This is a genomic window from Nocardiopsis protaetiae (genome assembly GCF_045446735.1).
GTDB lineage: Bacteria > Actinomycetota > Actinomycetes > Streptosporangiales > Streptosporangiaceae > Nocardiopsis > Nocardiopsis protaetiae.
This window is the reverse complement of record NZ_JBJJBV010000232.1, coordinates 1-10,629: the sequence shown is the minus strand read 5'-3', so window position 1 is coordinate 10,629 and position 10,629 is coordinate 1. Positions and strand designations below refer to the sequence as shown.

General features: G+C 74.8%; 10 protein-coding genes. 7 read left to right on the top strand and 3 right to left on the bottom strand.

Going from position 1 to position 10,629, the window contains the following annotated elements:
* The first annotated feature begins 166 nt into the window (after positions 1-166).
* A complete protein-coding gene (locus ACJOT3_RS26955) occupies positions 167-889 on the top strand; it encodes a YqeB family protein (RefSeq protein WP_406975918.1) in 723 nt (240 codons plus the stop codon).
* A 220-nt stretch (positions 890-1,109) separates the two neighbouring features.
* Here the strand turns inward: ACJOT3_RS26955 and ACJOT3_RS26950 are convergent, their stop codons facing one another.
* The gene (locus ACJOT3_RS26950) at positions 1,110-2,867 is read right to left on the bottom strand and encodes a PhoX family protein (protein WP_406975917.1); all 1,758 of its coding nucleotides are present in this window, start codon (positions 2,865-2,867) and stop codon (positions 1,110-1,112) included.
* Between the two features lie 172 nt (positions 2,868-3,039).
* Between ACJOT3_RS26950 and rpmG the strand changes: the two genes are divergently transcribed.
* The 5 genes from rpmG to ACJOT3_RS26925 all read left to right on the top strand — a co-directional run bounded on the left by rpmG (position 3,040) and on the right by ACJOT3_RS26925 (position 7,471).
* Complete coding sequence (gene rpmG / locus ACJOT3_RS26945; RefSeq protein ID WP_220562022.1) at positions 3,040-3,204, top strand: 50S ribosomal protein L33; 165 nt, start codon at positions 3,040-3,042, stop codon at positions 3,202-3,204.
* 94 nt (positions 3,205-3,298) lie between these two features.
* Positions 3,299-3,541 (top strand): type B 50S ribosomal protein L31, encoded by a 243-nt coding sequence (locus ACJOT3_RS26940; protein WP_406975916.1) that lies wholly within the window; start codon positions 3,299-3,301, stop codon positions 3,539-3,541.
* A 70-nt stretch (positions 3,542-3,611) separates the two neighbouring features.
* Complete coding sequence (gene rpmF / locus ACJOT3_RS26935; RefSeq protein ID WP_406975915.1) at positions 3,612-3,782, top strand: 50S ribosomal protein L32; 171 nt, start codon at positions 3,612-3,614, stop codon at positions 3,780-3,782.
* A gap of 313 nt (positions 3,783-4,095) precedes the next feature.
* Entirely contained in the window at positions 4,096-6,471 is a 2,376-nt protein-coding gene (locus tag ACJOT3_RS26930) for a lysylphosphatidylglycerol synthase domain-containing protein (protein ID WP_406975914.1), read from the top strand.
* A 166-nt stretch (positions 6,472-6,637) separates the two neighbouring features.
* A complete protein-coding gene (locus ACJOT3_RS26925; RefSeq protein WP_406975913.1) occupies positions 6,638-7,471 on the top strand; it encodes a MetQ/NlpA family ABC transporter substrate-binding protein in 834 nt (277 codons plus the stop codon).
* 78 nt (positions 7,472-7,549) lie between these two features.
* On the opposite strand, the gene ACJOT3_RS26920 is transcribed toward ACJOT3_RS26925, so the two are convergent.
* Both ACJOT3_RS26920 and ACJOT3_RS26915 read right to left on the bottom strand, forming a co-directional pair.
* Positions 7,550-8,110: a methyltransferase domain-containing protein gene (locus tag ACJOT3_RS26920; RefSeq protein WP_406975912.1), complete on the bottom strand. Its 561-nt coding sequence runs from the start codon at positions 8,108-8,110 to the stop codon at positions 7,550-7,552.
* A 398-nt stretch (positions 8,111-8,508) separates the two neighbouring features.
* Positions 8,509-9,552 carry an NAD-dependent epimerase/dehydratase family protein gene (locus ACJOT3_RS26915; protein ID WP_406975911.1) on the bottom strand — a complete coding sequence of 348 codons (1,044 nt, stop codon included), beginning with the start codon at positions 9,550-9,552 and terminating at the stop codon, positions 8,509-8,511.
* A gap of 131 nt (positions 9,553-9,683) precedes the next feature.
* Here ACJOT3_RS26915 and ACJOT3_RS26910 point away from each other — a divergent pair, with 131 nt between their 5' ends.
* Entirely contained in the window at positions 9,684-10,358 is a 675-nt protein-coding gene (locus ACJOT3_RS26910; RefSeq protein WP_406975910.1) for a TetR/AcrR family transcriptional regulator, read from the top strand.
* The last annotated feature ends 271 nt before the right edge of the window (positions 10,359-10,629 follow it).

Sequence of the window (10,629 nt, the reverse complement as noted above, 5' to 3'; positions counted from 1 at the left end):
CGCTCGCCCCCGGCGCCCCCGCCGACCTGCTGGTCGTGCGCGGCGACCCGCGCACCGACCCCGGCGCCCTGCGCCGCATCGCCCTGGTGCTGCGCGACGGCCGCCCGACCACCCGCCGCCGACCCCGCCGAGGAGAGACACCGTGAACACCCGGGAAAGAGGGAACGTGACCGCCCAGCCCGCCGAACCGCCCACCGTCGTCCGCCACGGCGCGGCCTACCACCTGTTCGTCTGGGGGGTCCTCCCGCCGCTGGGCGCGGCCGCCGGCTGGCTGCTGTCCCTGCTCCCGGGGTGGCTGCTCGCCCTGCCGACCTGGGTCCTGGCCCTGCCCCTCCTCCCCGGCCGGGACGGGCTGGAGCTGCTCGAAGGGATCAGCGGGCCGGTCCTCACCCTGGTCCTGGTGGTCATCGGCCTGGTGGCCGGGGCGTTCCTGGCGCTCATGGCCTACGACGAGGTCATCACCGTGGAGGCCGACGAGGACGCCGTGCGCGTCACCGCCGCGGGGGAGACCACGGAGGTTCCGCGCGAGCGCTTCGGGGTCGCCTTCCTGGACGGCAAGGAGCTGGTGGTCCTGGACACCGCCACCGCCGAGGCGGTGCGCGCCACGACCGACCACGCCCCCAAGCGGCTGCGCGCCGCCCTGGAGGCCCGCGGCTACGCCTGGTCCGAGGGCGACCCGCACGCCGACGCGTTCCGGCGCTGGCTGGACGGCACCCCCGACCTGGACGCGCACACCCAGGCGCTGCTGCGCACCCGCCAGGCGGCCCTGGAGAAGAAGGACACCGCCGACGCCGCCGAGCTCCGCGCCGCCCTGGCCGAACACGGCCTGGTCGTCCACGACCGGGACGGCCGCCAGCACTGGCGCGCCCTGCCCGCCGGCGACGCCTGACGCCTCCGCTCGCCCGCCGCCTTCGCGGTACCGGTGGCCGCCGCCCGTCGCCCGTTCATGGGCCCGGCCGCCGATGCCGTCGCCGCCGTTCCGGTGCGGTGGTGCGCCGTCACAGCCGGTCGCCTGCCCGGGGGCGGGTCGGACGGTCGGCCGCCGTTGCTTCGACCGATGTTCCGGCGCAGCGGGGGCACCGCCGGTACCGGTGGCGGCCTCCTGCCGGTCAGGAGCCGACGGGGCCGCCGTCGTCCTTGCGGATGGCCACGACCGCGCAGCGAGGGCGGCCCCGGGGGTCGAAGCCGGGCCAGTTGCCGACCGCCCGCGGGTTCTCCGCGGTGGGCTCGCCCCAGCGGGCGTCGACGGAGCCCGGTCCGCGCACCGCCACGAACAGGGTGCGCTGGTCCGGGGTGGCGCCCACGCCCACGATCCCGCAGCCGCGCGGGCCGGTCATGAAGCGGCGCACCTTCCCGCTGTGCGGGTCGGCGCACAGCAGGGCGCTGTTGCCCAGCTGCTCGCGCCCGGCGTCCCTGTCCAGGTGCGCGACGTCGGTGGTGATCCACAGCCGCCCGTCCGCCCCGGCGAACACCCCGCCCGGTGCGGCGAACCCCCCGCCCGCCCGGGCGAACTCGCGCCAGGCCAGGACGGTGGCGGCGTGGTCCATCGCCCCCTCGGTCCAGGCCAGCAGCCGCCCGCCGTCGGCCTCGGGCAGGTACACCTCCCCGCTGCCGGGGTGGACCGTCGGGCGCCCCGGCCCCCGGAGCGCGGTCGCCCCCACGGCGGCGGCCGCCCGGCGGGCCCGGAGCAGCACGGCGGCCTGGTCGGCGAACCCGTCCCGGGCGGTGAGCCCGGCGCGGCCGTGGGTCAGCGGCAGCCAGGTCCCCGTTCCGTTCGCGTCCAGCCGCAGCGCGTACAGGGTGCCCTCGTCCAGGGGGCTCGCCGCGGGACGGCGCACCTCCTCCCAGGGGCGGGCGGCGACGAACTTGTACACGTGGGCGGTGTCGGTCATGTACACCACCGGGCGCCCTCGCGACTGGGCGAACGCCAGTCCCGCGTGCCCCAGCCGCCCCAGCGCGGTGCGCTTGGCGGGCGGCCCCTGCGGGTCGAACGGGTCGATCTCCACCACCCAGCCGAACCGGTCGGCCTCCTTGGGCGTGCGGGCCAGGTCGAACCGGGCCAGGTGCCGGTGCCAGCCGCGGGCGGAGTCCGCGGCCAGCCCGTAGGCCTGGTGGGCGGGTTGCGGCCGCCAGGAGGGGTCCCGGGTTCCGAAGGCGTCGGCGAAGGTGTCCTCCCCGGTCAGGTAGGTGTGCCAGGGGGTGACCGCGTGCGCCGATCCGCCGGTGGTGCCCAGCGGTTCGGCCCCGGTGTCCAGGGCGGCGTTCCCGGCCAGCGGCCCGGAGAACACCACGGGGGTGTCGGCGGTGACCCGCCGGTTGAGCTCGTCGCGGGCGATCCGCCAGCGCCCCTCGGCCAGCTCGACCCGCACCACGGTCGCCCCCAGGGAGGCGATCTCCTTGGCGGCGCGCTCGGCGGTGTCGGCGCGGCCGCCGTCGGCGTGCAGCAGCACCGGGTCCAGGACGGCGTGCCCGATCACCAGCAGGCCGTTGCGGGTGCCCTTGCGGGAGGGGCCCAGCGGCAGGTAGCGCAGGCCGCTGTGCCCGGTGCCGACCTGCTGCCGGGCCTGGGCGGCGGTGTTCGCGGCGTCGGTCCGCCAGGCGGGGCCGCCCGGGGCGATCGGCGCGCCCCAGGGCAGCAGGACGCGGGAGGTGTACCCGCTCGGGACGGTGACCCGGTCGGTGCGCGCCGCCGGCACCTCGGCGAAGCCCGGGGCCCCGGTGTCGGGGGCGCTGCCGGGGGAGGCCAGGGCCGGGACGGGCAGGCCCGCCAGGACGGCGGCCAGGGTGCCCGCGCCCGCGGAGCACAGCAGGCTGCGCCGGGTCACGGCGGGTGCGTCCGCGGCGGTCGGCCGGGTGCGATCGGGCATGGTCCCCTCCCGGGGGTGTGTCGCGGGCGCGACGAATATCGCCAATGGTGATGAGATAACCACAAAGAGTAACCGATTGCCCGCAGGCGGGACTCGCGTCGCTTGGAGGAAATAAAAACGGTTATCATTCTCTTCTTAGTGACACAACAGTCCCCGGCGAAGGAGAGGCCCCATGGCGCGCAACGACGTCCGCCCCATCATCAAGCTCAAGTCCACGGCCGGGACGGGCTACACCTACGTGACCCGCAAGAACCGGCGCAACAACCCCGACCGCCTCACCCTGCGCAAGTACGACCCGGTGGTCCGCCGCCACGTCGACTTCAGGGAAGAGCGCTGACACCGCGCTGACACGGCCAGCACCGCGCTGATACGGCGCTGACACCGCGGCCGCCACCGCACGCACACCCCGACCCCGGAAAGGGCACACGCACATGAAGAAGGGCATCCACCCCGAGTACCGTCCGGTCGTCTTCCGCGACCGCGCGGGCGACTTCGCCATCCTCACCCGGTCCACCCGGACCAGCGACAAGACCGTCGACTGGGAGGACGGCAACACCTACCCGGTGATCGACGTCGAGATCTCCAGCGCGAGCCACCCGTTCTACACCGGCAACGCCCGTGTCGTGGACACCGCAGGCCGCGTCGAGCGCTTCAAGCGCCGCTACGGCAAGTAACCCGCACCGGGCGGGAACGACTGACGGCGGGGCCGCGGCCCCGCCGCCGACACGGACGGAAAAGACCACGATGGCCGTACCCAAGCGCAGGATGTCGCGCGCCAACACCCGCACGCGCCGCTCGCAGTGGCGGGCGAAGACCCCCGAACTGGTGCCCCTCACCCTGGGCGGGCGCACCCACCTCGTACCGCGCAACCTGGTCCCGGCCTACCGGCGCGGGCTGCTGCCCCCGCCGGCCTGAAACGGCCACGGCCTTGAGGTGCCGGTCCGAAACGGCCGCGGCCTGATGCTGTATCGGTCTGAAGCGGTGCCGCCCCTGAAGTGCCCATGGTCCGAAGCGGCCACGGCCTGACGCCGCACCGGTCTGAAGCGGTGCCGCCCCTGAAGCGCCCATGGTCCGAAGCGGCCACGGCCTGAAACGGCGGCGATGACGGGGACGCCCGGCGGGCGTCCCCGTTCGTGTGCCCGGAACCGACCCGGGAACGCCGAACCGACCCCGCGAAACGCCCCCGCACCGGTGCTCGAACACTCCTGCGGTCGGGCAGGCTGGTGGGGTGACGACAACCGCTACGGAGACCTCGCCCCCCGGTCCCACCGCCGTGCGCGCCCCGCGCAGACCCGTCGACCTCTTCGTGGGGATCGGCGGACTGTGCGTGATCGCGGTGATCCTGCTCGCCGTCCGGTCGTTCACCGACGGCCAGGCAGGCCCCGACGCCCTGCGCGCCCTGCTGCCCGCCGGGCCGCTGTTCGTCGCCGCGCTGGGCGCCAACCTCGCCCTCATCCTGCTGGTCTGCTCCTCGGTCCTGGTCACCCTCTTCGCCGGGGCCTTCCGCGACCTGCTGCGGTCCGGTGCGGCCGCCGTTACCGCCTACGCGCTCACCTCCCTGGTCAACGCGGTCCTGTACACGTTCATCGGCCCCGACCGGGTCCCCCCGGCGCTGCCCGGCGCCCCCGGCGACCTGTTCACCGGCGCCACCCTGGGCTACGTGGCCGCCGCCCTGGCCTACCTCCTCACCATGCCGACCGGGCAGCCGCGGGTGCGCTCCCTGCTGTGGGCCGCCACCGCGACGGCCGCCGCCTGCGCCCTGCTGGCCGGGGTCACCAGCCTGCCCGCCCTGCTGCTCACCGTCATCGTCGGCGTGACCTGCGCCGGGCTGCTCGGCTACGCCGTCGGCGCCGGCACCCCGCCCCCCGCCAACGGTTCGCTGCGCGCCGAACTGTCACGGTTCGGCCTGGAACCGGTCGCCGTGACCCCCGCCGGGACCGACGCCGAGGGCGACCCCCGCCACCTCGTCGAACTCGCCGACGGCGGCCGGGCCGAGGCGGTCGTGCTGGGCTCGGAGAACACCGCCGGGTTTTGGCGGCGGTTGCGCGACCTGCTGCTGCTGCGCGGACCCTTCGCCCCCCGCATGCTCTACGGGGTGCGCCGCCGCGCCGAGCACGCCGCGCTCATGGCCCACGCCGTGCGCGACGCCGGGGTGGCCGCCCCCCGGGTGCTGGCCGTCGGCGAGCCCCGCCCCGGCACCGTCCTGCTGGTCCGCGAACTGCCCGAGGTCCGCACCCTGGACGACCTCGCCGAGGAGGAGTTCACCGACGACCTGCTCGACCGCTGCTGGGCGGCGCTGGGGCGGCTGCACCGGCACCGCATCGCCCACGGCGACCTGCACGGGGGCACCGTGGGAACGGACGTGTCCGGCGGGGTCGTGTTCACCGGGGTCGGTCGCGGCTCGGTGGCCGCCCCGCCCCTGACCGTCGCCCTGGACGACGCCGCCCTGGTCGCCCTGCTGGCCACCCGGGTCGGCGCCGAGCGCGCCGTCGCCTCCGCCGTGCGCGCCCTGGGGGTGCCCGCCACCGCCGCGATCCTGCCGTTCCTGCAACCGCCCGGCCTGCCCTACCCGCTGCGCCGCGCGCTGCGCGCCCGCAAGGGGCTCATCGGCCGGCTGCGCGAGGCGGTGGTCGAGGTCGCCCCCGAGGCCCCGGCCGAGCCGGCGCGGGTGGAGCGGATGCGGCCGCGCACCGTGGTCAGCGTCATCGTCGCCACCGTGGTCGGCCTGGTCCTGCTCTACCAGCTCACCGGCGTGGACCTGAGCGCCGTCGGCCGGGCCGACCCGGGGTGGGCGCTGGCCGCGTTCGCGATGGCCACCGTGTGCATGGTGGCGGCGGCGATGGTGCTCATCGGGTTCGTGCCGGTCAAGCTGCCCTGGTGGCGCAGTGTGCTGGTGCAGTACGCGGCGTCGTTCGTGCGCATCGCCGCCCCGGCGGGGCTGGGGTCGATCGCCATCAACACCCGGTTCGCGATCAAGTCGGGGGCGTCCACCCCGCTGGCGCTGTCGGGGGTCGGGCTGGGCCAGCTGGTGGGGCTGCTGGTGCACGTACCGCTGCTGCTGGTGTGCGCGTACCTGACCGGGACCTCGTACTGGACCGGGTTCACACCCTCCCCGACGGTGGTGTCCATCGCGATCGCCGTCACCGTGCTCGCCGCCGCGGTGCTGCTACTGCCGCGGCTGCGCCGGGCGATCGCGGACCGGGTGCGCCCCTACCTGCGCGGGGTGCTGCCCCGGCTGCTGGACACCCTGCAGCGGCCCGCCTCCCTGGCGATGGGGCTGGGCGGGACGGTGCTGCTGACGGTGGCGTTCGTGCTGTGCCTGTACTTCTCGGTGCTGGCGTTCGCCCCGGACGTCGCGCAAGTGAGCCTGGTGGCGGTGGCCGTGGTGTTCCTGGCCGGGAACGCGATCGGCTCGGCCGCGCCCACCCCGGGCGGGCTGGGCGCGGTGGAGGCCGCGCTCATCGGCGGGCTGACCGCGGTGGCGGGGATCCCGGCGGCGGTGGCGCTGCCCGCGGTGCTGCTGTTCCGGGTGCTCACGTTCTGGTTCCCGGTGCTGCCGGGGTGGGGGGCGTTCTCCTACCTCCAGCGGCGGGAGGCCGTCTGACCGGGCGGGTAGCCTGGAGGTGTCGGAAAAGTCCTGGTTCGTGCGGTTTGTCACAGACCCCTGCGCATGGTCGCGGCATCGGCTAATCCTGTTTTAAGGTCGGGTAACTAGGAAATGCCCGGGTGGCACCACCCCGCCGCCCATCCCCGTGCAAAGGACCCCGACGATGCGCCGCCTCACCCTCGCCGTCCCCACCGCAGCCGCCGTCCTGGCGGTGGCCGCCTGCGGCGCCCCCTCCGAGAACGCGGCCGCCCCCGCGGAGGGCACCGAGGTCCTCACCGTCGGCGCCACCGCGGTCCCCGCGGGCGACATCCTCAAGTTCATCGACGCCGAACTCGCCCAGGACGCCGGGCTGGACCTGGAGATCGTCGAGTACTCCGACTACATCGCCCCCAACGCCGCCCTGGCCGAGGGCCAGCTGGACGTCAACCTGTACCAGCACGAGCCGTTCCTGCTGGAGTACAACGAGGGCAACGGCACCGACCTGGTCGCCGTCGAGCAGGTCTACCTGCCGCCGCTGGGCCTGTACTCCTACGAGGTCGACGCCGTCGAGGACCTGCCCGAGGGCGCCGAGGTCGCGCTGCCCAACGACCCCACCAACGAGTTCCGCGCCCTGCTCCTGCTCCAGGAGGGCGGCCTCATCACCCTGGCCGAGGACGCCGACGCCGCCACGTTCTCCCTGAACGACATCGAGGACAACCCCAAGGACCTGGTGTTCCGCGAGGTCGAGGCGGCCCAGCTGCCCCGCTCGCTGGACGACGTGGACGCGGCCATCGTCAACAACAACTACGCCCAGGAGGCGGGGCTGGACTTCGAGGAGGACTCCATCCTCCTGGAGGCCTTCGACGACAACCCGTACGTGAACGTCCTGGCCGCCCGCGCCGACAACGCCGACGACCCGCGCATCGCCACCCTGGTGGAACTGCTCACCTCGGCCGAGACCGCGGCGTTCATCGAGGAGGAGTTCGGCGGCAGCGTCATCCCCGCCGCCCGGGGCTGACCCCGGCCCCGCGGCCGCCCTGGCCTGTGCCGCCCTGGCCTGCGCCGCCGTGGCCGCCGTCCGCCGGGGGCGGCCCGGTCAGCGGCGCATCAGGGCGAACACGCCCCAGCCCGGGTACTCGCGCTGATAGCGCAGGTACCGCTCGGGCCCGGTGTCCGGCTCGTGGCGCACCCGGGCGGCGAGCTCGTCGTCGGGGTGGGCGTCCAGCCAGCGGCGCATGGACGGCCAGTGCGCGGCCACGTACCGGTCCCAGTCGTCCTGGTCGGACGGCACCATCTCCACCGGGTCGTACCCGGCCTCGCGGAACACCCCGACCAGGTCCCACAGCGGCAGGAAATCCTCGCGGGAGGACGCGGCGCCGCCCGCCACCGCCGCGTCGTCCTCGGGGACGCGCCGCCAGTACGGTTCGCCGATGAGCATGATCCCGCCGGGGCGCAGGCTGCGCTCCAGCAGCCGGACCGTGCCGGTGACCCCGCCGCCGATCCAGGTGGCGCCGCAGCAGGACGCCAGGTCCACGGGTTCGGGGGAGACGTGCCCGGAGGCGTCGCCCTCCACGAACTCCACCGCGTGGGACACCCGCAGTTCCCGGGCCCGCGCCCGGGCGGCCGCCACGAACGGCGGGTCGAGGTCCACGCCCACCCCGCGCACCCCCGTGGTCGCGCGCCCAGGTGCACAGCAGCTCGCCCTTGCCGCAGGCCAGGTCCAGCACCGTTCCGCCGGCGGGCGGCCGCAGCGCGGCGCCCAGCGCCGCCGGCTTCTCCGGGCGCAGCGGGTTGAGGATGCGGTGATGGGCCTCGCGGATCGAGAAGATGCGGGGGACGCCCATGGGACGGGTCCTTTCGACGGCCTGCCGGAACCCTCCGCACTCTGGGTCCCACCGTGCCCCCGCGCCGGACGCCGCGCGGCGCGCCGTCAGCAGCCGTTGACGCTCGCGCCCCGGGTCTCCGGCGCGGTGCTGTCGGCCCCGGGGACGGGCATGGGCGCCGGACCGCCGCCGATCGCGTCGGATTCCGGTTCCTCCGCGGCCTTCCGTCTTCTCAGGGGGCGGCCGGGGGTCGGTCCCGGTCGGCGGGCCCGATCCAGCCGAGTTCGACCATGCGGTCGAAGGTCTCCTGGAGCGAGGCGCGCAGGTCCGTGTACCGGTACGTGTAGACGTCCGGGTACTTCGTGGCGTACGTGATCTGTCGGCCGACCTTGTCGTAGATGGCCCCGGCGTCGCTCATGAAGATCTTGGCGAACCACAGGGCCGGCCGGCGCAGGCCCACCCGGACGGGCTTCATCCCCAGCGGGCCCGTGACGGAGGAGATGAGCTCCGCCTGCTCCTGCGCCGTGGCCTTCATGGACATCGCCAGGTGCCGCCGCCCGTCCGCGGCGGGGTCCGCCATGACGGCGATGTGCATGCGGGCGCAGTCGCGGACGTCGACCGCGTCCATCTCCATGTCCAGGAGCGGGGACCGCCCCTCGGCCTGGTCCTGGAGCGCCTGCATGCTGTACCGCCCCCAGGGCACCAGGGTCGGGCCCAGGATGAAGCCCGGGTTGACGGTGGCCAGCGGGACCCCGCGCGGGTTCGCCTGCGGGTCGTCGACGAGCTCCCAGGCCTTGCGCTCGGCCAGGGTCTTGCTCCGGAAGTAGTCCATCTTCCCGGCCGGGCCGTCGAGGTCGGTCCAGTCGTCCTCGTCGTAGCGGCGCTTGTCCGTGCCGTAGGCGACCGCCGCCACCGAGCCGGTCAGGACGATCTTGCGCACGCTCGGCGAGCCCAGGGCCGCGCGCACCAGGTACTCGGTCCCGGCGACCGCGCCCTCGGTGCGGTTCTTCTCCGTCGCCACGGCCTGGGGGCTGGCGACGTGGAAGACCCACCGCACCCCGTCGACCGCCTCGTCCCACCCGTCGGGCGAGCGAAGGTCGGCGGCCACCAGCTCGACGCCGGGCAGCAGCTCCCGCAGGGTCCGGTTGCGTTCGGAGTCGTCGGCCCGGCGCACGGTGCCGCGCACCCGGTACCCGGCCTCCAACAGGTCCTTGACCAGCCACGAGGCCAGGTAGCCGGATGCCCCGGTCACCAGGCACAGGTCGTTCTTCTCCATGGTCGCCCCCTCGAACGAATGTCATGCCCCTCCAACGGGAGGCACATAAAAGACCGGTGGTCTCCTATGGATGGGAACTTAACAGACCGATGGTCTCTAATCAAGCACGGGGCGCTTGTACCATCGCCCCTGTGACGGAGTTCCAACGTGCGCGCAGCGAAGAACAGCGGGAGGCCCGCCGCCGGGCGGTCCTCGACACGGCCGCGGCCATGCTCGACGAGATGCCCGTGGCCAAGGTGAGCCTGAACGAGATCAGCCGCCGGGTCGGCCTGGCCAAGTCCAACGTGCTGCGCTACTTCGAGTCGCGGGAGGCGATCTTCCTCGAACTCCTCGACCGCGAGCGCAAGGCGTGGCTGTCCGACCTGGGGGAGCGCCTGGCCGGGCGCCCGCCGGAGGGCCCGCTCGACGAGCGCGTCGCCGACCTGGCGGAGGTGGTCGCCGCCGCGTTCACCGCGCACGCGACCTTCTGCGACCTGCACGGCGAACAGGCCGCGGTGCTGGAGAAGAACATCTCCCCCGAGGTCGCGGCGCGCTACAAGCGCGCCTCCCTCGGCGACGTCACGGCGTTCGCGGACCTGCTCCGCCTCCGCGTGCCCGAACTGGACGAGGCCACCGCGGTCCGGCTGGCCGGGGGCGTCCTGCTGAACGCGGCGGCCTCCTGGGTGCACTCCCAGCCCTCGGAGGCCATGAAGCAGGCCTACGCCGCCGACCCGGCCCTGGCGGTGATGCGCATCGAGTTCACCGAGGCGATCCGCGACCTGACGAGAGTGCTCACCACGGGCGCCCTCGCGCTCCAGCGCCCCTGACCCGTTCCGGGGTCGGCGGGTGGGAAGGTGACCACACTCGCGGTGGGGGAGTCGACGGTGTGGGCGGGCCCGCGGGGCCGCTTGTGCGGGAGGCCGCGCCCGGCGTCGGCGGGTGGGAAGGTTGCCCACACTCGCGGTGGGGGAGTCGACGGTGCGGGCTGACCCGCGCGGCCGTTCGTGTGGGAGGTCGTGCCCGGCGTCCGGTGGTCCGTTCCGGGGTCGGCGGGTGGGAAGGTGTCCGCACTCGCGGTGGGGGAGTCGACGGTGCGGG